Origin of the sequence: Pseudomonas sp. 21, from assembly GCF_000955805.1 — a bacterium.
Lineage (GTDB): Bacteria > Pseudomonadota > Gammaproteobacteria > Pseudomonadales > Pseudomonadaceae > Pseudomonas.
The window spans coordinates 154994-180415 of sequence record NZ_JYOA01000002.1 but is presented as its reverse complement, the minus strand read 5'-3'; the positions used below and the strand labels follow the sequence as shown (position 1 = coordinate 180415).

Genomic DNA, 25422 nt, shown 5'->3' with positions numbered 1-25422 from the left:
GGGATCGCCCCTCCCCTCACGCCGCGCTCACCGGACTTCGTGATTCGTCGTGAAGCGCAACCCACGCCAGACTGGCGACCCAGATGACGGAAATGGCGTAATTGAGCCGCTGGTACAGCCCGAACCCGTGGCCGTCGGCGAAGGCCCTGGCCATCATCACCACCGTCGCGACAGCCAGTATCACGCAGAGCAGCGAGAACCGGCCGAACGCCGCCCTGGACAGCAGCCTGCTGCCCGGCAGGGCCCACAGTACGCTGGCCAGCGTCAGCGAGAGGAACATCAGCAGACCCGCGAAGTTGTGGATCTGCTGGGACATCGAAGGCAGCGCCGGCGCGCATCCCCGGTCGCAGGAGAAAAAGCCGGTCGCGAAACTGGCCAGGCCATGCAGCGCTATCAACACGGCACTGGACAACGCCAGGCGGGAACCGGCGAAGCGTCGTGCGACACCCACGGCGAAAAGCACGAACAGCACCCCCAGCGGGAAGTTGTTCACCCACGCGGAGTAGCCTTGCGTGGGCGCGCCTGTCGCCCCCAGCTGACTCATCGCCTGGTCGAAGTGACTGAAGCCGGGATAACCCAGCGAGGTCAGCCCGACTCCCACGAAAAGCCAGAGCGGAATCAACAGCCCCAGGCGCAAAAGATTCCGGTCGATGTTTGTCACGCGATGGCACTCCCTTGTCATGTGGGCGATCAATCTCGCCTCTGGCGATGCAGCTGCCTGCCGGCGGCGCATGCCTGCTTCATTCACGCCAGCTGCCTTCAACCTGGTCCGGACCTTCATCGGCCAGGGCGGCGCGCAGGCCGTCGCTGTCCAGGCGCCTGCAGTAAGCCGGGCGGGCGCGTTCGAAACGTCGTCCTTCGGCCAGGGCACCAGCATCGACCACGTCGTAGCCCAGGCGCTCGTGCAGATCGCTGACCGCCTGCTTGGCCTGCAGGTCGTCGCCGGCAATGGGGAGTGCCCGACGATCGGCGGCACCGGCCGGGCGGGCGTCGGCTACCAGGTCACGCTCGAGGATGGCGTTGAACGCCTTGACCACCCTGGCGCCCACCAGGTGCTGTGCGAGCAGCTCGCTGGTGGTGGTTTGCCGACTGTCCAGCGCGGCGAGCTGGCCGTCGCGCTGCGGGTAGTAATTGCCCGCATCCAGCACGACCTTGCCGGCGAAGGCCTCCACCGGCAATTCAGGGTAACGGCCGAAGGGAACGGCCAGCAGCACCAGATCGCCGAAGCTCGCCGCCTGCTCCACGGTGCCGACCTCGCAGCCCAGGGAAGCTGCACTGCTGGCCAGTGCGTGCGGCCCGCGTGAATTGCTGAGCATGACCTCGCAACCGTTCTTCCCGGCGAGTGCCGCCATGGCGCGGCCAATGAACCCCGCTCCGATGATTCCGATACGCATCGCCTGACTCCTTCGCTTCCTGTGCCGTGGGGACCGGCCCGCGCTTGCCAGCCAGACCGGAAGCCAGGATGCTATTTGAAATCAGATAGCTGAAATATCGGCCTTCATTTGGAAGTGTCGAAACCACGGGTAGCGAATCATGGATCGACTGCAAAGCATGGCGGTGTTCGTCAGGGCGGCCGACAGCGGCTCCTTCTCCGCCGCCGGGGCGGCGCTGGGCATGTCCTCGCAGATGGCCGGCAAGCATGTCAGCGCGCTGGAGGATCGCCTGGGCGTCAAGCTGCTCAACCGCACTACTCGCCGGCAGAGCCTGACCGAGATCGGCCAGCACTACTATGACAGCTGCAAGCGCGTGCTGGCCGAAGCTGAAGCGGCGGATGCCCTGGCCCTGGATCATCTCGCGGCCCCCCGAGGGCAACTGCGGATCAGCGCCCCGGTCACCTATGGCACCTACTGCCTGATGCCGCTGCTGGGGCGCTACCTGCGCCAGCACCCGGAGGTGAAGATCGAGCTGTCGCTCAATGATCGCCTGGTGGACCTGATCGACGAGAACTTCGAAGCCGTGATCCGCATCGGCCCGCTGGACGACTCCAGCCTGGTCGCGCGGCCATTGGCGGCCTATCGGCTGATCGCCTGCGCAGCGCCAGCCTACCTGGCCGAGCACGGCACTCCGCAGACGCCCGGCGACCTCGAAGGGCACCACTGCCTGGGGCTTACCGCCTGGCCTGCGTCAGTGTCCGGGGGCTGGCAGATGCTGGGGGGCGAAAGCCTGCAGCTGCTGGCCCAGAGCAGCCGCCTTCAGGTCAACGACGCCCGCGCACAGCGCGCCGCCGCCTGCGATGGCCTGGGCATCATCCTGGGCGCCGAGATGATGCTCGCCGACGACCTTCGCCAGGGTCGCCTGGTGCAGTTGTTCCCCGACCTGCAGGCACCGGCGCGGCAGGTCCATCTGCTCTACGCCAGCGACCGCCGCATGCCGCCGAAGCTGCGCCGTTTCGTCGATCAGGTGGTCGCCGAACTGGGCGCCAGTCGACCTGGGCAGGAACCGGCCGGGGTCAGCCGCCCAGCGCAATGATGGCGAACAGCAGCGCCGTGCCCACCACTGCCAGCGCAATCCCGCCCGCCCAGGGCGAACCGCCGGAGTAGCGGGCAAGCATCCAGCCGGAAATGAACAGCATCGCCAGCGCCACGGCGTTGGACGCCCGAATGGCCGGGCCGGTCTGGCCGATCAGCAGGAAGGGAATGACCAGCGGGAAGGTCGCCAGCACCACCAGCAGGAAGGTGGCGAGCGCACCCTTGATGTCTTCCCAGTCGATCCGGACAGAGGCCGGCGTGCCGGCGGCCTCCCGCAACAGGTGCAGGCGCAGCATTTCCAGTCCGTCCGCGCTGACCGCCGTGGCGATGCGGGGAGGCAGTTCGGCGGCGATCAGCCCCTGGCCATCGCGCGGGTCGGAACTGCCCTGCAGGCGCTCCATCAGCGTGCGGCTGCGGGTACGCTCGGTCCAGGTGCGCATCAGGAAGATCACGGCGTCGGCCAGGCCCCAGGCGAGGTTGCAGCCCAGCGCGGCGATCAGCATGGTGCGCACCTCCTCCCGCCCCGAGGTCGCCACGCTCAGCGAGCCGATGAAGGTCATGGCCATCAGCAGGCCGAAAATCACTTCGGTGATACGGTCGATCGGTTCCAGCACCCGCTGCCAGGTGCCCTTCTCGGCTTTGTCCATCGATTCCCTCCTGATCGGCGAGCACGGCTCGTCGTCCCTCGTTCATGCCCTTGAGTGAGCGCCTGGGTGATCGAAGCAACGCTCCCGACCGGGGCTAGCCCAGCCGGACGATATCGACCGAAATCTCCACGGCGGTGACGCTGCCGCGGTTTTCCAGCCAGTGCGTGGTGTGGCGATCCTCGGGCCAGCCGACGCCCGGCCCGTAGTCCGTGGCGATGCCGTTGCGATGATCGGTGATGGTGCCCTGCAGGATGAACACCGTGCCGGGACGGTCAACGTGGTCATGCACCGGCCCGAAGACGCCGCCGGGCGCGATGGTCACCCGGCGCATCCGCAATTGCCGGCCGGCCATGCCGTCGATCTCGGGGCCTAGGTCGACCGAGGACAGCAACTCCACCGTCACGCCCCGTGTCTCGGGTGCCACCTCTACGCTGCTCATCACACAGGCCTCGCTGAACGACAGGTTCTCTGTGCCAGTAAAGACGCTGCATGGCGCCGCCCGAAGCGAGGCGACAAAGGGTCGTTCAGCCCACGTCTGGCAGGCGCTCCAGGTCGCAGAGCGCGGTGGAGTCCAGCAAGCTTTTCTCGAAGTCCTCAAGGCCCTTGTAATGGCTTTGCAGTTCCTCGATGCGCCGACCCAGTTCCTGCTTCTTCGCCGCAAGCGCTTCGCGCACGAGGTCCCAGCGCGCCAGTTCGTCGCCGCGCAGGAAGATGTCCTGCATCTCCCTGAGGCGGAAGCCCAACTGCTGGGCGCACTTGATGAACACCAGCAACTCGACCGTTTCCTGCGTGTAGACGCGATACTTGCCCTCCCGGCGCGGCGTGGGCAGCAGGCCGATCGCCTCATAGTGACGAATGCACTTGACCGTGGTGCCGGACAGCTCGGCGACCTTCCCGATAAACATGTGAACCACTCCTGCACAGGCGGCGGCCAGCATGCGGCAGCCGCGGCGAAAATCCCAGCCTGCGGATCAACCACCGGCGAGCGACTGCACTTGCCGCAGCCAGGCCTCGCGCCGCTGCGGCGCCGAGTGGATGACCGGCCCGAACAGGAGCGTGCCGGTCGGGCGGATACCACAGAATTCCAGGGTGGTCCTGCGCATCTGCTGCAGCGCAGGCATGCGCTGGAACCAGCGGAAGTACCAGGGCGGCGTGTCCAGGGTCGCCAGCAGGTGCGCGGTGCGGCCCTTGAGCAGCTTCTCCGGGAAGGGCGATCCCTTTCGGTAGCGGAAGGCGAAACCGGGCAGGAGCACCCGGTCGAGAAAACCCTTGAGCAACGCGGGCACCCCGCCCCACCAGACCGGGAATACCAGTGCCAGGTGATCGGCCCAGGCAATCGCCTGCTGCGCCTGCAGCAGGTCCGGTTCCAGCGGCTGCTCGCGGTTGTAGCCGCTGCGCAACAGCGGGTCGAAGGCCAGTTCGCCCAGGCGCAGCAGCCTGACTTCATGCCCGGCGCCACTGGCAGCTTCCCGGTAGCGCTCGGCGATAGCGCTACAGAAGCTGTCGTCGCCAGGATGGCCGAGGATCAGGAGAATCCGTTTCTGTTGCATGGTGCTCGACTCCTTGTGAAAGCGAGCCGAGCCTAAAGCCTCCCCCTGAGGGGAGAGTCAACGCCTGGCAGTCACTCGAGGATCGCCACGGCACGCACGAAACCGGCAGAGGCGTGGCGGATCTTGTAGGGAAAGCAACTGACCAGGAAGCCGTGGTCGGGCAGTTGCTCGAGGTTGGCGAGCTTCTCCATCTGTCCGTAGCCGATGTCGCGCCCCGCCTTGTGGCCTTCCCAGATGATCGAAGCATCGCCCGAGGCAGCGAAGCGCTCGCGGGTGTACTTGAAGGGCGCATCCCAGCTCCAGGCATCGGTGCCCACCACCCGTACGCCGCGCTCCAGCAGGTAGAGCGTCGCCTCGCGGCCCATGCCGACGCCGGCTTCGAGGTAGCCCGGCTGGCCGAACAGGCTGCCGGCGCGGGTGTTCACCAGCACGATGTCCAGCGGCTGCAGCGCATGGCCGATGCGCGCCAGCTCGGCCTCGACCTCGGCGGCGGTCACCACGTGGCCGTCCGGGAAGCGCCGGAAGTCCAGCTTCACGCCTGGTTGCAGGCACCAGTCCAGCGGCAGCTCGTCGATACCGAAGGCCGGCTTACCGCCGTCGGTGGTGGACGCGTAGTGCCACGGCGCGTCCATGTGGGTGCCGCTGTGGGTGGTGATCTGCAGGCGTTCCGCCGCCCAGGATTCGTCGCCGGGCAGATCCTCCTTGCGCAGACCGGGGAACATTGCGGCCATCTCCGGCCAGCCCTGCTGGTGGTCCATGTAGTCGATCTTCGGCAGCAGGGGCGGCGGGTCGGTGTAGGGGTTGTTGTCCAGGGTCACGGACAGATCCAGCAGACGGCGTTGGTTCAGGCTCATGCGGAGATTCCTTTGCGGAGGGCGGCGCGGCTGCGACGCGGCGGAAGGTCGAGGGCGTTGCGCAGCAGGCAGGCCACCGTGCCGTCGTGGCAGAAGCCCAGCTCACGAGCCTGCGGCGTGCGCAACGGCGGGTAGGCGCCGAACAGCGCCTCCAGTTGCGGATCGGGTACGAAGGCGATGCGCTCGCAATTGGCCTCGCCAAAACAGACGGTGAGCCCGGCAAGCACCTGGGCGATGGACAGCTGCAGCACCGGCAGTTGCCACACCCGCTGGCGGCCGGGCTCCCTGAGCTCGGCGGCGTGCAGCAGGTTGTCCACGCAGCAGCGGGCCGACATCCACCAGGCGCTGGCCTGCGGCGAGACCGGGCAGGTGTAGCTGTCCCCCGCCGCACAGGCGTGCAGCAGGTCGCTCATGAAGGCCGAACGCAGCCCGTTGGGCTCTCGCGGCCGGGCGACTATGCCGGGCAGGCGCAGGGCGCGTCCGTCCACTTCGCCGCGACGGGACAGGTCCTGCAGGGCAATCTCCACCATGCGCTTGTGCGCCGCGTAGGACAGCTGCGGCGCCGCCGGCTGTTCCTCGTCCATCCGCGCCGGCAGCTCGCCACCGTAGACCGCCACACTGCTGGCATAAACCAGCACCGGCGGGCGCGCGGCATTGCGCAGTTGATGCAGCAGCTCCAGGCTCGCCTGCAGGTTGACCTGGTAGCCCAGTTCGTACTGCGCCTCGGCGGCGCCGCCGGGCACGCTCACCAGATGGAACACCACGTCGACGCCATCGGCCAGCACGCGGCGCAGCAGGGCCGGATCGGTGACGCTGCCGTAGTGCCGGCGCAGGCGCGCATCGTCAGGCAGGCCTTCGAGTGTCTGGTCCAGCAGCAGCAACGCCTCGATCCGCTCCCCGCGCAGCACGCCCGCCTCCAGCAGGCGCCGCACCAGCAGGCGGCCGACGAAGCCATTGGCCCCGCTGACCATCACGCGCATGGCCGGCCCCCTTGCACCACACGCTGGTCAATGGCGCCGAACAGCACCTCGCCCTCGCTGCCGCGAGCTTCCATGCGCACGTGGTCGCCGAAGTGCATGAAGGCCGTACGCGGGGCGCCGTGGGCGATGGTCTCGATGGCGCGGCGCTCGGCGATGCAAGCCGAGCCCACGGAGCGGTCGGCGTTGGACACGGTGCCCGAGCCGATCAGCGTGCCGGCGCTCAAGCGCCGCGTCAGGGCGGCATGGGCGATCAGATCATGGAAGCCGAAGTGCATGGCGCCGCCGTGGGGATGGCCGAACCATTCGCCATTCCACTCCACCTTCAATGGCAGGTGCACGCGACCATCGCGCCAGGCGTTGCCCAGCTCGTCCGGGGTCACCGCCACCGGGGCGAAACTGGACGCCGGCTTGGCCTGGAGGAAGCCGAAGCCGGTCTTCATCTCCCGTGGGGCCAGTGCACGCAGACTGACGTCATTGAGCTGCAGCACCAGGCGCACATGCTTCAGCGCCTGGTCCGCCGGACAGCCCATGGGCACTTCGTCGAGCAGCACGGCGAACTCGCCCTCGAAGTCGATGCCATGGGCTTCACTGGGCAGCGGAATATCCGCGCGCGGACCGAGGAAGTCGTCGCCGGCACCCTGGTAGATCAGCGGGATGCGCTCGACGCCTTCGATGGGCTCCAGGTTGAAGGCTTTCTGCATCAGCTCGCCATGGCTGAGGAAGCAGGAACCGTCCAGCCATTGCCAGGCACGCGGCAACGGCGCGGCGAGTTGCGCCGGGTCGAGGTCGAAGGCACCGGCGACGGCATTGGCGTTGAGCCGCTGGTACAGACGCTGCAGGTCGGGCTCCAGCAGCGCCCAGTTGTCCAGCGCGGCCTGCAGGGTAGCCGCGATGCCGCTGGCATCCACCGCCCGCGCCAGGTCGCGGGAGACCACCAGCAGGCGGCCATCGCGGCTGCCGTCATCGAGGGTGGCGAGCTTCATGGCAGCAGCTCCTTCAGCTCGGACGCATAACGGCCATCGAGCAGTACGAAGACCATCCGCGCCATCGCTTCAGTGCGGTTGCTCCATGCGTGATTGGTGCCGCGCTGCACCACGATGTCACCACGCTTGAGGTGCACCTCGCCGTCGTCGAGCACCAGCCAGACTTCGCCCTCAGTGACGATGCCGTAGTCCAGGGTCTGGGTGCGGTGCATCAGCTTGTGCTTCGAGTCGGCCTTGCCGGTGCCGGCGTGGGACTCGCCGATTTCGGCGAAGACTGCCGCGGCGTCTTCGGCACTGACCTGGTTCTGCACACTGTCCGGCGGGATGTCCACCACGCGGATGACGCTGCCCAGCGGGCCGGGGCTGAGCTGCAGCGGCTGCGCAGTGGGGTCGTCGCCGTTGTCCAGTGGCGCGGGGCTCCCGAGGCTGTTCCAAACCTCGTGGAACAGGGTGCCGGGCACCGCCTTGAGCGGGAAGTTGTTCGGCGTCGGGCCGCAGCTGGCGACCACCGCCTGGCCCTCGGCGTCATGGCCGGTGACCACGCGTTTGAAGGGGGGAAGCTGTTGCATGGTGTCTCCTTTCAATTGCCGTCGCCGATGGTCGTGCCACCGTCGACGATGAGGTTCTGTCCGCTGATGAACGCGCCACCGGGAGCCGCCAGCAGCAATGCCAGGGCAGCCACTTCCTCGGGCTGCCCGACCCGGCGCAACGGCGTGAGCGCCAGGCGGCGCTGCAGGACCTGTGGGTTTTCGGTGAGCGGGCGGGCAAACTCGGTGTGGATCACGCCGGGGCTGATGGCGTTGACGCGGATGTTCGCCGGCCCCCACTCCACCGCCAGGTTGCGCGCCAGCTGCGCCAGCCCGGCCTTGGACAACCCGTACAGGCCCAGGCCCTTGTTGCCGCGCACGCTGGCGATGCTCGCCATCAGCACCACGCTGCCGCCGCCGTTCTCGGCCATGGCCGGGAGCAAGGCACCGGTCAGCCAGAGTGCGCTGCGCAGGTTGACGGTGAAGGTCAGCTCCCAGTCGGCGTCGCTGGCCGTGCCGAGCGGCCCCATGTGCGGCGCGACCCCGGCATTGCAGACCAGCGCATCGAGCCGGCCGAAATGCTCCAGGGCCCGCTGCGCCAGTGCCTGCACGGCGTTCGCGTCACGCAGGTCGGCGGGCACGGCGATCACATCGATGCCCTCCTCCGCCAGCGACTCCGCCGCTCGCCCACAGTCCTCGGCACTCTCACTGCTGATCAGCAGGCGCGCGCCGGCGCGGCCGTACTCGCGGGCAATGGCCAGGCCGATGCCTCGGGTGGCGCCGGTCACCAGCGCAGTCTTGCCGGCGAGAGAAAACAGCGCGCTCATGCCTGGCCCGCCAGCAGGCTGGCAATGATTCGCCGGGCACGATTGGCGCCGGCATCGACATGGATGTCGACCATCGGCCGCTCGCCGAAGCGCAGCAGGTTGGCGTACTGCGCCTCGATCACCTGCTTGTCCTCGTCGAAGGTCAGGCGGGTCTGCTCCAGCACCCGGTTCAGGTTCTCCTCCGGATCGGCCTGGGGATTGGTCGCCTGGGTCCAGAAGTAGTGGCAGGTCTCTTTCGTCTCTGGGGTCACGCCATGGAAGCCGCGCAGGTGGAAGCCACCCCGCTCGGGCGTATCGATGGGCTCGCTGCCGGCATCCACCGCGCCGGTCCAGATGCACAGGTGCGACGGCTGGAATTCGATCTCCTGCCAGCGGTCGATGCGCCCCGTGAACGGATAGGCGTCGCGGTAGGTGGGTGGCGGCTCGGAGTCGAGCATGTGGCGCACCACCCGTACCGACTGTTCATCGCCGCTGACCTGCATCTGCGCGTTCATGTGAATGCGCGCGTTGCCGCCGATGGTGCGCAGGTGCACGTAGCCCAGGTGGCTGAGGTCGAGCAGGTTGTCGTGAATGAGTTGCCAGGGCGCCGCGTAGTGGTAGACGTCACCGCCGAAGCGGTACTGGCCGCTGTCGTGGTGCGGGTAGGTCGGTGGTTCGCGGTCGGGGGCGGCCTGGGGGTCGCGGCCATGCCAGAGCCAGAGTATCTGGTCACGCTCGCGCAGGACGAAGGCCTTCACCAGCGCCTTGCCGGGCACCTTGGCCTGGCCCGGGATTTCCAGGCAGCGGCCGTCGGCGCCGAACAGCAGCCCGTGGTAGCCGCAACGCAGGCCGTCCTGTTCGAGGGTGCCGAGTGACAGCGGCAACGCGCGGTGGCAGCAACGGTCTTCCAGCGCGGCGACGCTGCCGTCGGCGGTGCGGAACAGCACCAGCGGCTGCCCGAGCAGCGTGCGCGCCAGTGGCTTGTCGCCGAGCTCCCAGGCAAAGCCGGCGACGTACCAGCGGTCCTGCGGGAAATCGGGCTGGCCGGTGGGCGCGGCGGGATCGAAGGTGGCGATGGGGCTGGGAATCATCAGTGGCTCCTCAGAGATCGAGTACCAGGCGCGGGCTCTTCGAGCGCGAGCAGCAGGGCGTGAACTGGTCGTTGCGGGCGTGTTCGGCATCGGTCATGAACAGGTCGCGGTGCTCCGGCTCGCCGGCCAGCACGCGCGTCACGCAGGTGCCGCAGATGCCCTGTTCGCAGGACAGCGGGATGTCCACGCCGGCCTCCAGCAGCACGTCGGCGACGCTGCGCTGCGGCGGAATCAGGAAGCACTGCCCACTGCTGGCCAGCTGCACCTCGAAGCTTCCGCTGGCGGCCTCGGGCTCAAGCGCCGCCGCGAAGTACTCCCGGTGCAGGCGCGACTCGTCCCAGCCGGCCTGGAGCGCGCTATCCAGCACATGGGCCATGAAGCCGCCGGGGCCGCAGACGTAGAGGTGCGCGTCGTCTGCCGGCGCTGCCAGCAGGCACGCGGCATCCAGGCGCTGCTCGACGGGGCCGTCGTCGAAATGCAGGTGCACCTGGTCGGCAAAGCTCGACCGGCTCAGGCGCTCGAGGAAGGCCGCGCGCTCGGCCGAGCGACAGCAATAGTGCAGCTCGAAAGCGGCGCCGCTCTGCGCGAGTCGTTCGGCCATGCAGAGGATCGGGGTGATGCCGATGCCGCCGGCGAACAGCAGGCTGCGCCCGGCTGCGTGGGCCAGCGGGAAGAGATTGCGCGGCTCGCTGATACGCAGCCGCATGCCCTCTTCCACTGCCTCGTGCAGGCAGCGAGAACCACCGCGCGAGGTGGGATCGAGGAGCACGCCGATCTGGTAGCGGTCGTGCTCGCGCGGGTCGTTGCACAGCGAGTACTGGCGCACCAGCCCGTTGGGCAGGTGCACGTCGATGTGCGAACCGGCGCTGAACGGCGGCAGGCTGGCGCCGTCCAGCGAGCGCAGCTCGAAGCCGAGGATGTCCTGCGCCTCGTGCTGGCGGCGGCTGACGCGAACCTCAAGCATGGCCGGCCTCCTTTGCCACTTCGGCGGCCGTGCGCTCTTCGGCTATCAGCCGGTCGAGCACGCGGCGGGCTCGGATCGCTCCGGCATCGCCCACCAGCAGCACCGGTTTGAGCGACCAGAACTCGGCGTCGCCCATCATCTGCTGCTGCGCCTCGAGCATCGGCAGGTCCTCGCTGGCGAACGGCCGGCGGATCGCCTCGACCTGCTCGCGGGCCAGCTGCTCGCCTATCGGGCCCATGGCCTTGGGGAAGCACATGGCGAACCAGTAATGGGTGGTCTTGCCGGTCTCGGGGGTGAACAGGTGCGGGATCGGGTTGTTCACCCCTTCGCTGCGTGGGCGTCCGGTGGGCACCGCACCGGCGTACAACAGCATGTTGGCGGGGGCGTCCCAGCGCACGTCGATCCAGCGGTCCACCGGGGTGCCGTGGGGGATGTTCATTGCCTGGTAAAGGAAGTCCGGCATGATCTCGGCCACGGTCTGGCGGTTCGACCAGACGCTGTCGCCCTCCTGCTCGACGCTGGTGATTGCGCTCTTCACCCCTTCGCCACCGAGGGTGGAGGGATGCAGGAACTCGACGTGGCTCAGGTCCAAGATGTTGTCGGTTTCCAGCACGTAGTTGGCCTTGGCGTGCAGGTAGCCCTTGCCGACGTACCAGTGCCCGGCGTCCATGCAGCTGAAGTCGGGAATGCGCTGCGGATCGGCCAGCGCCGGATCGCCCATCCAGATCCACAGCAGGCTGTGGCGCTCCACCAGGGGATAGGCCTTGACCTTCGCCGCCCGCGGGATGACGCCGTCGCCGTGGGGGTTGTGGGTGCAGGCGCCGCTGCTGTCGAAACGCAGGCCGTGGTAGGCGCACTGCACCTCGTCGCCCTTCAGGCAGCCCATGTGCAGCGGTGCGAAGCGATGCGGGCAGCGGTTGCCGATGGCGCGGGCGGCGCCCTGGCTGTCTCGGTAGAGCAGCACCGGCTCGTCCAGCAGGGTGCGCGGGAACAGCTGCCCGGCCTCGACCTCGGTGTCCCAGGCAGCGGCGTACCAGGTATTGCGCAAGTAGCTCACGGTCATGTCCTCTTTATTGTTGTCGTGATCAGGCCAGTGCCTGAGCCTTGATCCGCCGCCCCAGCCACATTAGGCACAGCGGTGCCAGTGCCAGTTGCGCGACCGCCACCAGCAGCAGGGCATGCGGTAGCTGGGCGGCGTTGCCGCCGGTGAGCGCCAGCACCAGCAACGGGCTGACGAACTCGCCGGCGAAGATCGACGCGGTGAAGCCACCGGTGGCGCGGCCGCGCTGGTCGAAGCCGACCTGCTGCATCACCTGGGTGATCAGCGTCGGCAGCAGCAGGCCTACTCCCAGCCCATTCAACAGCACGGCAAGGACCACGGGCGCATGGCTGGACGACAGCGCCATCAGCCCGCCACCCAGGCCCGCGGTGGCGAAGCCCAGCGCCAGCAGGCGACGCGCCGGCAACCCGGCGAGCAGGCGGAAGGTCAGCGCGCCGGCCAGCACGCCGAGCTGGTTGGCGCCCATGGTCAGGCCGATCTGCTGCGGGCCGTCGACGTGCAGCAGTTGCAGCAGGTAGCCCGCCTGCACCGGCACGATGAACAGGCTGACGCCGGCCAGCCCGGTGAGCAGGTACAACGGCGCCATGGCTGCCCAGGGGAAGCGCGAGGCGCTGGCCGGCTCATGCTCGACACGGCGTGCCTGCGGCTCCCAGAGCAAGGCGGCCATCAGCGGCAGGCACAGCACGCCCACGGCATAGAGCGCGAACGGGGTGCGCCAGCTGCTCTCCCCCAGCGCGCCGCCCAGCCCCATGAACAGTGCGGCGGAGAGCGAGGTGGCAACCATCTGCAGGGCGAACAGGCGCTCGCGGCGCTCGCCATCGAAGTAGTCGCCCATCAGCGTGGTGCAGCAGGTCATGATCCCGGCTTCGGCCAGGCCGATGCCGGCGCGGCTGGCGACGATCAGGCCGAGCGAATCCAGCCACAGCGGCAGCATGCCGCAAAGGCTGTACAGCAGCATGCTGGCGAGCAGCAGGGAGCGCCGGCCCACGCGGTCGGCCAGCACCCCGGCCAGCGGCGCGAGGAAGGCGATCACCAGCGCCGGCAAGGTCAGTGCCACCGGCACCAGCACGGCGGCGCCGGGAGTCTCGGCGAAATGCGCCTGCATGCGCGGCAGTACCGGCGCGATGAGCACCGCACCGAGCACCGGCAGGCAGCTGCCGAACAGCAGCAACAGGGCTTGCGCGCCACCGGCGCGGCGTTCAGCGCTCATGACGTACCTCCACCAGCAGGCAGTGGGTGGCGCCGTACTGGATCAGGCCGGCACGCAGTTCGCGCCACAGGGTCTTCAGGCAGGGCATGGAGTCGTCCTCTTGTTTTCGTTGTGTGGACTCAGCGCGCCTGGCCGCAGGCCAGGGGCGTGGCGGCGTGCTGCTGGCAGCAGTCGCGGTCGTGGTGGACTTCCTGCAGGTGGTGCGCCGGCAAGGCCGGTTGCGCCTCCACGCGGGCCTGGCGTTGCGGCAGGAGGAAGTAGGCCAGCGCCGGCAGCAGGATCAGCGCGCCGACCATGTTCCAGACGAACATGAAGGCCAGCAGCACGCCCATGTCGGCCTGGAACTTGATGGGTGAGAAGATCCAGGTACCCACGCCGATGGCCAGGGTCACGCCGGTGAGCATCACCACCTTGCCGGTGAACAGCAGCGCGCGGTAATACGCCTCGGACAGGCTGGCGCCCTGGCGCAACTGCGCCAGCACGATGCTCATGACGTACAGCGCGTAGTCCACGCCGATGCCGACGCCCAGGGCGATCACCGGCAGGGTCGCGACCTTCACGCCGATGCCCAGCGCCACCATCAGCGCCTCGCAGAGGATCGAGGTGAGCACCAGCGGCAGCACCGCGCAGAGCACCGCGCGCCAGGAGCGGAAGGTCACCAGGCAGAGCAGGATCACCGCACCGTAGACCCACCAGAGCATGTCGCGGTTGGCCTGCTTCACCACCTGGTTGGTGGCCGCCTCGATGCCGGCGCTGCCAGCGGCGAGCAGGAACTTCGCCTGCTCGCTGTCGTTGTCGTGGGCGAAGGCCTGCACGCTATCCACCACCCGCGCCAGGGTGTCGGCCTTGTGGTCGGTGAGGTAGGCGTAGAGCGTCAGCAGGCTGCAGTCGTCGTTGTACAGACCACGCGGGGCGTTGGCGGTGACCATGTTCAGGGTCGCCTGGTTGTTCACCAGCTCGTACCACTTCGGGCTGCCTTCGGAGAGGCCGACCAGCACCCGGCGATTGAGCAGCGCCAGCGAGTTGGTCGAGTCCACGCCCGGCAGGCCGCGTAGCTGCCAGTCCAGATCATCGACACGCTTGAGGGTGTCGTAGGCCGAGCAGGCGCCGGCCGGGGTCTGCACCATCACCGCGAAGACATCGCTGCTGGCACCATAGTGTTGGGTGACGAAGGCGTTGTCGCGGTTGTAGCGCGAGTCCGGGCGCAGCTCGGGGGCGCCGGCGTCGAGGTCACCGACCTTCAGTTGCAGGCTCACGGCATAGCCGCCGGCGGCCATCAGCGCGGCCACGGCGATACACGCGGCCGCCCAGCGGCGACGGGTGAACAGGTCGAGGAAGCGCCACAGCGCGTGCCTGTCCGCCCCACTCGCCTCGGCCTCTTCGGCGCGCAGGCTGCGACGCGCCGCGCGGGCGCTGACGCCCACGTAGGAGAGCAGCACCGGCAGCAGGATCAGGTTGGTGAAGATCAGCACCGCCACGCCCAGGCTGGCGATCACCGCCAGGTCCTGGATCACCTGGATACGGATGATCATCAGCACGGCGAAACCCACGGCGTCGCACAGCAGCGCGGTGAGCCCGGCGAGGAACAACCGGCGGAAGGTGTAGCGCGCCGCCACCAGGCGATGCGTGCCGCGACCGATGTCCTGCATGATGCCGTTCATCTTCTGCGCGCCGTGGCTCATGCCGATGGCGAACACCAGGAACGGCACCAGCACCGAGTACGGGTCCAGCTCATACCCCAGCAGCGGCAGCAGGCCGAGCTGCCAGACCACCGCCACCAGCGAGCAGATCACCACCAGCGCGGTGCTGCGCACGCAGCGGGTGTACCAGTAGAGCACCGCGGCGGTGATGGCGATGGCGGCGGCGAAGAACAGCAGGATCTGCTTCAGCCCGTCGATCAGGTCGCCCACCACCTTGGCGAAGCCGGTGATGTGGATGTCCACGCCCTGCCCCTGGAAGCGCGCGCGCAGGCTTTCCAGTTCATGGGCGAAGGCCGTGTAGTCCAGCGCCTGGCCGTCGGGAGTCTTCTCCAGCAACGGCACGTAGATGATGCTCGAACGCTGGTCGAAGGCCACCAGTTGGCCGATCTCGTTGGAGCGCTCGACGTTGCGCTTGAGTTCCTCAAGTTTCGCGACACTGCCATCGTAGCCGTCGGGGATCACCGGACCGCCTTCCAGGCCGTCCTCGGTCACACCGGTCCAGCGGGTCGAGGGCGTCCACAGTGACTTCATCGCCGCGCGGTCGACGCCGGGCAGCAGGTAAACCGCATCGTTGAGCTGCTGCAGGCTGTGCAGATAGTCCTTGTCGTAGAGGCTGCCGCGCGGGTTGGCGACGGCGATGCGCACGGCGTTGCCCAGCCCGGCCAGTTCCTGGCGGTGCTCCAGGTAGTTGTGAATGAACGGATGCTCGCGCGGGATCATCTTCTCGAAGCTGGCGTTGAGCGTCAGACGGGTGGCCTGCCAGCCCAGCAGCAGGGTCGCCGCCAGGCACAGCAGCAGGACCAGTGCGCGGTGGTTGAACAGCGCGCGCTCCAGCAGCGAGCCGGAAGCACTGTCGAAGTCGTCGAGGCGGCCGCTGGACGGCGCAGGGGAAGTCGTGGCGTGCATGGCTCAGTCCGCGCGAAGGGGTTGGGAAGAAAGCGCCAGGCGGCGCGCACCGGCCATGCCAACGGCGACCACGGCACCGTCGGCGGCGGTGATCGCGGCCGTCAGCGGCAGGCCGTCGGAGACCGCCAGCGGCTGCGCGGCGAAGGCGTCCAGGCCGCTGCGCAGCAGCATCCCGGCCTGGTTGGCGAGCAGCAGCTGGTCGCCGGCGACGCGGATGCCGTTGAGCGATGCGGGAATCGGGTTGGCCAGCGGCTGGAAGCTTTCGCCGGCATCGTCGGAAGCCAACAAGGTGCCGCGCAGGCCCCCCACCAGCAGGCGCCCACCGGGCAGCACGGCGGCGGCAAAGAAGCTGCCGTCGTAGGGGCTCTGCAGGGCATCGAAGTGGGCGCCGCCGTCGCGGGAGCGCAGCAGCAGGCCTTGCTCGCCAGCGACGTACAGGTCACTGCCGGCGCGGGCCAGGGCGTACAGGTGCAGACCACGCGGGTTCGGCAGCCGGCCCAGCTCGGACTGCCAGCTGCGCCCACCATCGGCGGTGCTCAGCGCCAGGCCGTACGCGCCGACCACCAGACCGTGACGGGTATCGGCGAAGCTCAGCGCCAGCAACGGTTTGTCGGCGCCATCGGCCACCAGCCGTTGCGCGGCGGCAACACGGGCGGCATCGCCGGACGCCTCGGCGGCCTGCTGCTCCAGGGCAGCACCACGCTTGCCGTCCAGTTGCAGGGTCCAGTGCTCGCCGCCGTCCTCGCTGTGCAGCACCACGCCGGCGTGGCCGATGGCCCAGCCACGCTGCGCATCGATGAACTGCACGGCAGTCAGGCCGACGCTCACCGGAACCGCCGTGGCCTGGCGCCACCTGGTGCCGTTGTCATCGGAGAGCAGCACCACGCCGCGCTCACCCACTGCCACCAGGCGCTCGCCGGCGCGGGCCACATCCTGCAGCACCGCGCGCAGGGCCTGCGGGCCATGCACGGCGGGCTGCGCCAGGACATCCACGCTGCCACCGGCAAACGCCGCAGGCACAGCGCAACAGGCTGCCAGCAGCCAGGCGGAGAGACTCTTCTTCATCGCACGCAACCTTTCTTTTTTCTTGTAATCGGTACAGCAAGGTTCGCGAGCAGGCTCGCTCCTACGAAGGGCGCAACGGGCCAGCCTCGTGGGTGCGAGCCTGCTCGCAAACGATCAGCGCACGCCCTCTCCCGCCATGGCGTCGGCGGTGAACACCGAGTCCTTGTAGGGCGGCACGATGCGGTACTGCTCGCTCTTGCCGGCAAACAGGTCGCCGGCGAACCAGGCCCCGGAGAGCAGGTCGTAGAAGCCGTTGGTGAGGGTCACCACGCCGGGCAGGTCGGGCATCACCACCGGAGAGGTCCAGACCACCTTGGCCAGCTGGTTGCGAGCGTCGTAGCGCTCGCCGAGCACGGCGGCCCAGGTGTCCTCGTCGAGGTAGTAGGTGCTCCTCGGCATGACGTGGCGCTGGCCGTCCTTCAGCGTCGCCTCCACCACCCAGACGCGGTGCAGCTCCCAGCGGATGGCGTCGGACTTCAGGTGGTGCGCATCGAGCATCGATTCGGCGCTGGCGGCGGTGAAGACCTTGTTGGCGTTGTAGGGGATGTACATCTCCTTCTTGCCCACCAGCTTCCAGTCGAAGCGGTCGACGCGGCCGTTGAACACGTACAGCTCGTCGAAGCTCATGACTCCGGCGGTGGCCGGCGTCGGGGTATCGCAGCAGGCGTTGGGCAGGCGGCGCACACGGCGCTGGCCGGGCAGGTAGGTCCACACGGCGGCCTTGTCGGCGTTGAGGTTCTCAAGGCCGGTGATGGCCTCGCCGGCGCGCAGCGGCGGGCCGTCGTTGATCATGCGGATGGACCAGAACACACCCTTCTCGCCGCTGCCGCCGGGCAGGTACCAGGGCATCTGGAAATCACCGCGCGAGTCGTTGGTCAGCACGTGCTTGCCGTCGGCGGTGGTCAGGTACTGGTTGAAGTTCGAGTGCCAGGCAGCCCCGCGCCAGCGCAGCAGGTGGTTCCAGATGGCCTCCACGCCGTTGCCCGGGATCGGGAACGGAATGCCCCCGGCGGCGCCTTCGGGCATCGGTCCGGCGGGGCCCTCCACCAGCTTGCCGCCGGTGGCGTTGGCGAAGGTGGCGTCGTACACCGACTGCGGCGCGGCGGCGCTGCGGTGGGTCGGGTAGACCTCCAGGCGGTAGCTGTCCGGGTACTTCTTCAGCATCGCCTGGATGCCGGGGGTCAGCTTGTCGGCGTACTGCGCCATGTTCTGCGCGGTGATGGTCAGCTGCGGCTTCTCGCTGGCGAAGGGATCGCCGCGCTTGCCGCCATCCTTGTAGGCCGGGTCGACCTGGGTGTAGCCGCCAGTCCAGGCCGGGATGCTGCCGTCGGCGTTGCCGGCGCGCTCGCCGCCCAGCGGGGTCAGGGTGGTTTTCAGCTTGCCCGCCTCCTCGGCGGACACGGCGCCGAAGGCACCGTGGGCAAACAGCAGGGAGGCACTCAGGGCGGTGAGCAGGGAAACGACTTTCTTGTTGTGTTTCATCGGGCAGTCCTCGGTCAGAAGGTGCGGCTGACGGTGAAGGCGATGAAGTCGCGGTCTTTCAGCGACTGTTCGAAGGTGTAGTGGTTGTCGGCGTCGAGGAAGGTGTTCTCCGGGCCGTAGTAGTGCGTGTAGGTCAGGCCCAGGCTCCAGGTGTTCAGGTAGTTGCCCTTCAGGCCGATGTTCAGGTCACCGCCGTGGTCGGTGCCGAAGCCGGTACCCAGCGCCTCGGAGGCACCGTTGGTGTAGCTCGCGCCGATGGGCACCGAGAGGTCCAGGCCGGGGTAGATCTGCCGGTACATCGGCTCGAACACCAGGCGCAGGCTGGCGGCGTCGCGGTCGGCGTTGGGGTCTACCGCATCGGCGTTCTTGCTCACGCTCATCACCCGGTTCCAGGCGATCTCGCCGAGGAAGCTGGACTCGGCGGCGACGAAGTTCGGCTCCAGGCTCGCCAGCCAGGAGAAGTTGGCGTGCAAGGTACGGCCGGTGGCGTAGAGCGGATCGTCGTCGTTGTCGATCGCCTCGCCCACCGCCAGCGCATGCTGGCTGGTGGAGGCCAGCGGCTGGTTCCAGCGGGTGGACAGCTCGCCCGCCACGTTGAAGTTGCCCAGGGTGGTGGAGAAGCTCGCCCCCAGCGCCTCGATGCCTTCGGGGTAGACCCAGTAGAACTCGCCGGCCTTGCCGGTCACCGGATTGAGGTTGGCGAAGTCCGGGCGCACGTTGAGCTGCGGGTTCTTGTCGTGGAAACGGATGGCGTAGACGCCCCAGTCCACCGTCTCGGTGCGCCAGCGCAACTGCACGCCACCCTGCCCCGAGTCCTTGGCCTCCTTGTCATTGCCTCGGTAGAAGGCCAGTGGCTGGCCGCCGGGCATCACCGGTGAACCGATGAACATGCGCTCGCCGCCGTCACCGAAGAAGTCGTCGCTGGAGAAGTAGCTGCCGGCGGCCGGCAGGCGGTTGGCTTCCCACTCGAACTGGTAGTAGGCGCCCAGGGACACATCCGGGGTCAGCTGCAGCTGGCCGGAGACCTGCTGCACCGGGCGGATCAGTTCCTTGAACTGGGTGTTGGGCACCGACAGGCCCTTGACCACGTCAATCGGCGCCATGCCGCCGGCGATGCCGTTCATGCCGTAGAACAGGCTCTCGCCCCATTGCATGGCGTAGCGGCCCAGGCGCCCGGACACCGGCATCTCGCCGATCTCGGTCTTGCCGAAGACGAAGGCATCCAGCAGCTCGCCCTTGCGCCCGTGGAGGGTGCGGGTGTCATCGGTGAACTCGTCGTAGTCCACCGAATAGCTGTTGGCGCGGCTGGGATCGTTGTTGTCGGTGCCGCGGTTGTAGACATCGTCGTACCACGCCGCACCGCTGACTCGTGCGCCAACGTTGCCGTAGGTGATGTCCAGCTCGGAGAGCAGGTCCAGGCGGTTGGAGATCAGGCCCTTGTCGAAGTTGCGATCGCCGTCGTCGAGGTTCAGCGCGGTCTGGCCTTCGGTGAGCTTGCTGCTCGGGTCCTGGGTGCGCCAGGCGGCGCTGTACTTCAGGGTGTTGTCCCAGCGCGCCCGCAGGTCGGGGTTGCCGGTGTCGAATTCGAAGGCCTGGGCCTGGCTGGCAGCCAGCACGAGGAGCGCCAGGGCGATGGGCTTGAGCGGCGGCAGCGGCCGCGCGGTTGCACGCGTGCGAGTCAACATCGGGGTTTCCTCTTTCTTGTTCTTGTGCGTCGGTGTTGGCGGTGGTTGGCGTGGGTCCCGGCGCGCCATCAAGGCAGGGCGCGCCGGACGCTGGGATCAGATCGGGCGCGCGGTGACCTCGAGCATCTGCTTGACCAGGCCGATGCGGTCGAAGGACGGATCGCGCTGGATCTCCTTCTCTCCGGCCAGCAGAGACATCTCGCTGATGAATTTGCAGCGCTCGAAGCGGCGGCCCATGAAGCGCTGCAGCTGGTCTTCCAGCTCGCCGCCGGCAGTCAGCTCTTCGGCCAGCACCACGGCGTCCTCGATAGCCATGCCCGCGCCCTGGCCCAGGTGCGGCGTGGTGGCGTGGGCGGCGTCGCCGATCAGCAGCACGCGGCCGCGGTACCAGGGTTCGTCGACGAACACGGCTTCCAGCGGCTTGTAGACGACCTCGCTGCTGTCGCCGATCTGCTCGCGCAGCTCGCCGATCAGCCCGCCGAAGCCGGCGAGGCGCTGGCGCAGGCCATCGGCCAGGCTGGCCGGGTCCATCCAGGGATTGCCCGGTTCGTGGGAGGTGGTGAAGAGGTACATCAGGTCATCGGCCAGCGGCACCAGGCCGGCGTTGCCCGAAGGCCCCTGGTAGTTCGCCAGGTGATCGATCCCGGCGGCCCGCGGGAAGTTGTGGCGCCATACCGACTGGCCGGTGAAGCTCGGCTGGTAGCGATCGCCGAAGAGCAGGCCGCGAACCCTGGAGAACAGGCCGTCGGCGCCCACCACCAGCGCGTAGCGGCCCTGGCTGCCGTCGCTGAACAGCACGTCGACGCCGCTGGCGTCCTGTTCGAGGCTTTCCACCGAGGTGCCCAGGCGCACCTGGGTGCCCAGTTCGATGGCGGTCTCGCTCAGCACCTTGTGCAGCGCACGACGGGAGATACCGACGTTGGCCGGGTACTGCGGGCCGGCCAGGCGCTGGCCGGGAATGCGCGCCAGTTGCTCGCCCTGCGTGGTGTAGATGGCCACGTCCTCGAAGGCGTAGGCGGCGTCCAGGTAGGCGTCGAGCAGGCCAAGGCGGTGCATCTCGCGCACCACGTTGCTCTGCTGGATGATGCCGACGCCGTAGACCGTCCACTCGGTCTTCAGCTCGACCAGATCGACCGCGACTCCCTTGCGGCGCAGGGCGATGGCGGCACACAGCCCGCCAATCCCGCCGCCCACGATCAGCACATTGCTCACAGTATTCATGGCATCTCTCACGTCTTGTTCTTGTTGTCCGCCACGTTCTGCGCGGCGGCCGTTCTGCGTGCCCGTGGCACAGCTTCCCGGCGGGGCCGGGATTTGACTAATCGAGTCCGCGGATGCGACCTATCGCGCGGCGCGATACCTCAGGCGTCCAGTTGCGCCAGCGGCAATAGCAGCCAGCCGTCGGCTTCGCGGTGTTGCAGCGCCGGCAGGACTTCCCCGCGGCAGGGGCCGTGCACGCAGGCGCCGTCCCCCGGGCGGAAGCGCGCGCCGTGGGCGTAGCAGACGACCCACTGCCCGTCGGCGCTGAGGAAGCGGTCCTTGCGGTACTCCAGCGGCACCGACAGGTGCGGGCAGAGGTTGCGGTACACGCGCACCTGCCCCTGGTGACGGAGAGCGAACAGGCTGTCCGCTCCCCTGCCCCGCGGGTCGAAGCCGCGCGACTGCCCCTCGCCCAGCTCGTCGAGCCGGCACAGCGCCACGCAATCCACGGTTCAGCCCTGCTTGGGCGGCGGACCGCTCGGCGCCCATTTCTCCCGCGAGCTGAAGAGGAACAGCTGCGAGTTGTCCGCCGACATCGGCGCCTGGCGCGCGGCCCAGGCGTCGTCGTGCTTGTCCATGTCGGCGTCGTACTCGATGTGGCAGCCCAGCGGGCTGTTGAAGTACCAGAACCAGTTGGAGCCCAGCAGGTGGCGGCCGGGGCCCCAGAAGCTGGTCCAGCCCTTCTGCTGGAAGCGCGTGCCGGCCAGCAGCACTTCGGTGCCGCTGCCCATGTGGAAGGTGAAATGTTCGCAGCCCTGCATATGCGGCGGGGTCTGGATCATGAACAGGCAGTGGTGGTCGTCCATGCCGGCTGTGCGCATGAACGGCCCGACGCCGACGAAGCTGTCGGTGGTGACGAAGCCCAGGCGGTCACGGTAGAACGCCTCGCCCTTGGCCGCGTCCGGCACGAAGTAGACGACGTGGGACAGTGTGCGCGGCTGCGCCGGCATGTCCGGGGTGATGCCCAGCTGGTTGAGCGGGCGCTGCGGCGCGCTGCCGGGGGCATTGGTCAGGTCGGCCGGCGCCGCGAAGGCGCGGCGCCAGGAAACCTGGAAGGCAATGGCGAAGCCCAGGTCGTCGACGCTGTGCAGCGCGCCGTTCTCGTCGCGGCGCACCTCGCGATCGCGCCCCAGTTCGTCGGCGATGGCTTCCAGGTCCGCGGTGGACGCCACGCCGTAGACGGTCTCGCGCAGCGACGGGGTTACCCCGGGCGCTGCCGGCAGGCCTGGATCGTCACCCCGGCGGATGATGATCGCGGTGCCGTCCAGCGCCTCGAAGCGGCCGCCGTTGGCGTCCAGTTGGGCGGCCGTGAGGCCGTAGTCACGCAGGCAATCGGCACAGGCCTGGATATCGTCGACGCCGAAGACCAGCGCATCGAGTCCAAGAATGTTCATGGCTACCACTCCATTGAAATTATGTTCGGCGCCGGGCACGGGGTCGCCGGTGGTGGGTCGCCGCGGCTCGTCGGCCGCTCGACCGGAGCGCAGGTTGATGGCTGGCCCGGCGGGCTGACCAATCGCGTGTGGGGATGCGAGGCATCGGCAATCGCGATACCTGCGTGGCGGCCCATGACGCAGGGCGTTAGCCGCACGGAGGAGGCAGGGTGCTATTGACGTATCGGGAATGCGGCCCGAAGGTATCGCGAAAATAACTACAAGAACCGTGAGCCATCGCCATGCGTTTTCACCACCTGGACCTGAACCTGCTGGTGGCGCTGGATGTACTGCTCGAAGAGCAGAACATCACCCGTGCCGCCGAACGCCTGCACATGACCCAGTCGGCTACCAGTGGCGTGCTGGGCCGCCTGCGCACCTTCTTCGAGGACGAACTGCTGGTGCAGGTCGGGCGCAAGATGCAGCCCACGCCCTATGCCCTGGAGCTGGCCGTGCCGGTACGTGAAGTGCTGCTGACCATTCGCTCCTCGATCACCTCCAAGCCGGTGTTCGAACCCGCCAGCAGCAAGCGCCATTTCCGCCTGGTCACCTCGGACTACCTGATCAGCGTGCTGTTCGCCCAGGTGATCCAGAAGATCCACCAGGAGGCGCCGCACATCACCTTCGAGATGCTCAGCCCCGGCGACAACACCGCCGAGATGCTGATGCGCGGCGAGCTCGACCTGATGATCGCGCCCGAGCGCTACATCATCGACGGCCATCCGGCGCAGCTGCTGTTCGAGGAAGATCACGTCTGCGTGGTCTGGCGCAACAATCCCGACGTCGGCGACGCCCTGACGCTTGAGCAGTACATGCAGATGGGCCACATCTCGGTGGGCTTCGGGCGCAACCGGCACCTGAGCATCGAGGACTGGTTCATGAGTCAGTACGGCTTCAACCGCCGCCTCGAAGTCATCACCAACGACTTCAACACCCTGCCGCAATTGCTGGTGGGCACCCAGCGCGTGGCGACCATGCACCGTCGCCTGGCCGAGCTGTACGCGCGCTACCTGCCGCTGCGCATCCTGCCGCCGCCGGTGAAGATTCCGGTGATGCGCGAGTTCATGCTCTGGCACCGCAGCATGGAGGGCGACCCCATGCACCGCTGGTTGCGCGAGCGCATCCGTGACTTCATCCAGAGCGTCGACCAGCGACCGGACGCCCTGCGCGCCAGCGCCTGAACACTTCACCCGGCCGATCAGCGGCTATCGCCCCGGCCGCCGCAACGGCGCCGGGGCATCGCGTTTCACGATACCTCGCATCCCCACTCGCGATTGGCCCCGCCCCTTCCCGCCTGCGTACCTTGCCTTCGAACCGCGCCCTGCGTGCCTGCCGCTGTTTCCGGGCGCCGGACTCAATGACCGCAGAAGGACAAGAAGAATGTTCCGTTACTTCCCCACCAATTACGTCTGGAATCTCTCGGTGGACCTGGCCATCGAGATGGGCGCCCGCCTGGGCGAGATCGAGGAGATGTGCGCTCCGCTGCAGGAGGCCGCCAGGCAACCCGACGCCGCCGGCACCCAGGCCTTCCGCGAAACCTGGGCGAAGATGGCCGACAAGCTCTGCGCCCTGGCCGAGGAAGACGAAGCCGCCGGCCGCCGCCTCTCCGCCGGCGAGAAATACAACCGCGCCGCCACCTACTACCTCACCTGCGAACGCCTGCAAGCCCACGGCGCGCCGGGCCGCGAGGCGCTGTACCAGCGCTTCCTGGAAACCTTCGCGCGCGGAATCGACCTGTCCAAGGAAAACTGCGAGCGGGTGGAAATCCCCTATGAAGGCAAGCACCTCTCCGGCCTGCTGGTGCGCGCCGAGGGCGTCGACGGCCCGGCGCCGCTGCTGGTGCAGGTCAACGGCCTGGATTCGACCAAGGAAATGAAGTACCGCGTCGGCCTGCCGGCCTGGCTGGCCCGGCGCGGCGTGTCCTCGCTCATCATCGACCAGCCCGGCACCGGCGAGGCATTGCGCCTGCACGGCCTGACCGCGCGCTACGACAGCGAACACTGGGCCAGCCGCGTGGTTGACTGGCTGGAGACCCACCCCGAAGTCGACCCCAAGCGCATCGGCCTGGAGGGTGTCTCCCTGGGCGGCTACTACTGCCCGCGCGCGGTGGCCTTCGAGCCGCGCTTCGCCTGCGGTGTGGTCTGGGGCGCCAACCACGACTGGCGCGACGTGCAGAAGCGCCGCCTGGAAAAGGAAGGCAACTTCCCGGTGCCGCACTACTGGGCGCACGTGCAGTGGGTCTGGGGCGCGAAGGACCTGGAAGAGTTCATGGAGATCGCCGAGAACGTGCACCTGGACGGCGTGCTCGACCGTATCCGCGTGCCCTTCCTGGTCACCCACGGCGAGAAGGACTCGCAGATTCCGCTGAAGTGGGCGCAGCGCACCTACGAGCAACTGGTGAACAGCCCCAGGCGCGAGCTGAAGATCTTCACCGAGCGCGAAGGCGGCGTGCAGCATTCGAGCTTCGACAACAGCATCAACGCCGGCCACTACATCGCCGACTGGATCGCCGAAACCCTGGGCGGCCACACCGCCTGACATCCCTTGCGCCGGCCAGCCGGCGCTGCTCCTGCGGGGTGTCGACCCCGCCCTCCACGGCGCCCATCGGCGCCGTTTTCTTGCGGCAAGGCGCCCCCTGCAGGGTGGGCGGGGCCACCTGGGCCAGGCCCGCGAGCGCGCCCAGGGAGCGCTCCTGGAGGCTCGCTGTGACGTCGGCCGGGGGCTCTTCGCAGGCTCGCGGGGGCGTCGGGT

General features: G+C 68.3%; 25 protein-coding genes. 3 read left to right on the top strand and 22 right to left on the bottom strand.

The window, feature by feature from the left end:
- Positions 1-16: 16 nt before the first annotated feature.
- Together UB43_RS05240 and UB43_RS05235 are read right to left on the bottom strand one after the other, a co-directional pair.
- The gene (locus UB43_RS05240) at positions 17-661 is read right to left on the bottom strand and encodes a DUF998 domain-containing protein (RefSeq protein WP_045209451.1); all 645 of its coding nucleotides are present in this window, start codon (positions 659-661) and stop codon (positions 17-19) included.
- 79 nt (positions 662-740) lie between these two features.
- A complete protein-coding gene (locus UB43_RS05235; protein ID WP_256204899.1) occupies positions 741-1445 on the bottom strand; it encodes an NADPH-dependent F420 reductase in 705 nt (234 codons plus the stop codon).
- 88 nt (positions 1446-1533) lie between these two features.
- Here UB43_RS05235 and UB43_RS05230 point away from each other — a divergent pair, with 88 nt between their 5' ends.
- Positions 1534-2469 carry a LysR family transcriptional regulator gene (locus UB43_RS05230; RefSeq protein ID WP_045209276.1) on the top strand — a complete coding sequence of 312 codons (936 nt, stop codon included), beginning with the start codon at positions 1534-1536 and terminating at the stop codon, positions 2467-2469.
- Here the strand turns inward: UB43_RS05230 and UB43_RS05225 are convergent.
- From UB43_RS05225 to UB43_RS05130, 20 genes are all read right to left on the bottom strand, one after another.
- Positions 2450-3115 carry a VIT1/CCC1 transporter family protein gene (locus UB43_RS05225; protein WP_045209273.1) on the bottom strand — a complete coding sequence of 222 codons (666 nt, stop codon included), beginning with the start codon at positions 3113-3115 and terminating at the stop codon, positions 2450-2452. The genes UB43_RS05230 and UB43_RS05225 overlap by 20 nt on opposite strands.
- 94 nt (positions 3116-3209) lie before the next feature.
- Positions 3210-3554 carry a cupin domain-containing protein gene (locus UB43_RS05220; RefSeq protein ID WP_045209271.1) on the bottom strand — a complete coding sequence of 115 codons (345 nt, stop codon included), beginning with the start codon at positions 3552-3554 and terminating at the stop codon, positions 3210-3212.
- Between the two features lie 85 nt (positions 3555-3639).
- Positions 3640-4020, bottom strand: coding sequence for a MerR family transcriptional regulator (locus UB43_RS05215; protein ID WP_045209270.1), 381 nt, complete (start codon positions 4018-4020; stop codon positions 3640-3642).
- Between the two features lie 66 nt (positions 4021-4086).
- Positions 4087-4665, bottom strand: coding sequence for an NAD(P)H-dependent oxidoreductase (locus UB43_RS05210; protein ID WP_045209269.1), 579 nt, complete (start codon positions 4663-4665; stop codon positions 4087-4089).
- Between the two features lie 71 nt (positions 4666-4736).
- Positions 4737-5519 (bottom strand): cyclase family protein, encoded by a 783-nt coding sequence (locus UB43_RS05205; protein WP_045209266.1) that lies wholly within the window; start codon positions 5517-5519, stop codon positions 4737-4739.
- Positions 5516-6499: an NAD-dependent epimerase/dehydratase family protein gene (locus UB43_RS05200; RefSeq protein WP_045209264.1), complete on the bottom strand. Its 984-nt coding sequence runs from the start codon at positions 6497-6499 to the stop codon at positions 5516-5518. Before UB43_RS05200 ends, UB43_RS05205 begins: the two co-directional genes overlap by 4 nt.
- Complete coding sequence (locus tag UB43_RS05195) at positions 6490-7482, bottom strand: fumarylacetoacetate hydrolase family protein (RefSeq protein ID WP_045209261.1); 993 nt, start codon at positions 7480-7482, stop codon at positions 6490-6492. Before UB43_RS05195 ends, UB43_RS05200 begins: the two co-directional genes overlap by 10 nt.
- A complete protein-coding gene (locus UB43_RS05190; protein WP_045209259.1) occupies positions 7479-8051 on the bottom strand; it encodes a cupin domain-containing protein in 573 nt (190 codons plus the stop codon). The genes UB43_RS05195 and UB43_RS05190 overlap by 4 nt, the downstream gene beginning before the upstream one ends.
- 11 nt (positions 8052-8062) lie before the next feature.
- A complete protein-coding gene (locus tag UB43_RS05185) occupies positions 8063-8836 on the bottom strand; it encodes an SDR family NAD(P)-dependent oxidoreductase (RefSeq protein WP_045209257.1) in 774 nt (257 codons plus the stop codon).
- A complete protein-coding gene (locus tag UB43_RS05180; protein WP_045209255.1) occupies positions 8833-9906 on the bottom strand; it encodes an aromatic ring-hydroxylating dioxygenase subunit alpha in 1074 nt (357 codons plus the stop codon). Before UB43_RS05180 ends, UB43_RS05185 begins: the two co-directional genes overlap by 4 nt.
- A gap of 10 nt (positions 9907-9916) precedes the next feature.
- Positions 9917-10870, bottom strand: coding sequence for a PDR/VanB family oxidoreductase (locus UB43_RS05175; protein WP_045209253.1), 954 nt, complete (start codon positions 10868-10870; stop codon positions 9917-9919).
- Positions 10863-11933 carry a Rieske 2Fe-2S domain-containing protein gene (locus UB43_RS05170; RefSeq protein ID WP_373420684.1) on the bottom strand — a complete coding sequence of 357 codons (1071 nt, stop codon included), beginning with the start codon at positions 11931-11933 and terminating at the stop codon, positions 10863-10865. The genes UB43_RS05175 and UB43_RS05170 overlap by 8 nt, the downstream gene beginning before the upstream one ends.
- 22 nt (positions 11934-11955) lie before the next feature.
- Entirely contained in the window at positions 11956-13140 is a 1185-nt protein-coding gene (locus UB43_RS05165; protein ID WP_045209252.1) for an MFS transporter, read from the bottom strand.
- A 119-nt stretch (positions 13141-13259) separates the two neighbouring features.
- The gene (locus UB43_RS05160) at positions 13260-15746 is read right to left on the bottom strand and encodes an RND family transporter (RefSeq protein WP_045209249.1); all 2487 of its coding nucleotides are present in this window, start codon (positions 15744-15746) and stop codon (positions 13260-13262) included.
- A gap of 3 nt (positions 15747-15749) precedes the next feature.
- Positions 15750-16811 (bottom strand): YCF48-related protein, encoded by a 1062-nt coding sequence (locus UB43_RS05155; protein ID WP_045209247.1) that lies wholly within the window; start codon positions 16809-16811, stop codon positions 15750-15752.
- 114 nt (positions 16812-16925) lie between these two features.
- Positions 16926-18293, bottom strand: a complete 1368-nt coding sequence (locus UB43_RS05150; RefSeq protein WP_045209244.1) for a DUF1329 domain-containing protein — start codon at positions 18291-18293, stop codon at positions 16926-16928.
- A 14-nt stretch (positions 18294-18307) separates the two neighbouring features.
- Positions 18308-19978 (bottom strand): DUF1302 domain-containing protein, encoded by a 1671-nt coding sequence (locus UB43_RS05145; protein WP_045209242.1) that lies wholly within the window; start codon positions 19976-19978, stop codon positions 18308-18310.
- Between the two features lie 96 nt (positions 19979-20074).
- Positions 20075-21199 carry an FAD-dependent oxidoreductase gene (locus UB43_RS05140; protein ID WP_045209239.1) on the bottom strand — a complete coding sequence of 375 codons (1125 nt, stop codon included), beginning with the start codon at positions 21197-21199 and terminating at the stop codon, positions 20075-20077.
- 140 nt (positions 21200-21339) lie between these two features.
- The gene (locus UB43_RS05135; protein ID WP_045209237.1) at positions 21340-21687 is read right to left on the bottom strand and encodes a Rieske 2Fe-2S domain-containing protein; all 348 of its coding nucleotides are present in this window, start codon (positions 21685-21687) and stop codon (positions 21340-21342) included.
- Positions 21688-21690: 3 nt separating this feature from the next.
- Entirely contained in the window at positions 21691-22632 is a 942-nt protein-coding gene (locus UB43_RS05130; protein WP_045209234.1) for a VOC family protein, read from the bottom strand.
- 281 nt (positions 22633-22913) lie between these two features.
- On the opposite strand from UB43_RS05130, the gene UB43_RS05125 reads away from it, so the two are divergent.
- Both UB43_RS05125 and UB43_RS05120 read left to right on the top strand, forming a co-directional pair.
- Positions 22914-23852 carry a LysR family transcriptional regulator gene (locus UB43_RS05125; protein ID WP_045209232.1) on the top strand — a complete coding sequence of 313 codons (939 nt, stop codon included), beginning with the start codon at positions 22914-22916 and terminating at the stop codon, positions 23850-23852.
- A gap of 199 nt (positions 23853-24051) precedes the next feature.
- Positions 24052-25209, top strand: coding sequence for a S9 family peptidase (locus tag UB43_RS05120; protein ID WP_045209230.1), 1158 nt, complete (start codon positions 24052-24054; stop codon positions 25207-25209).
- Positions 25210-25422: the final 213 nt, after the last annotated feature.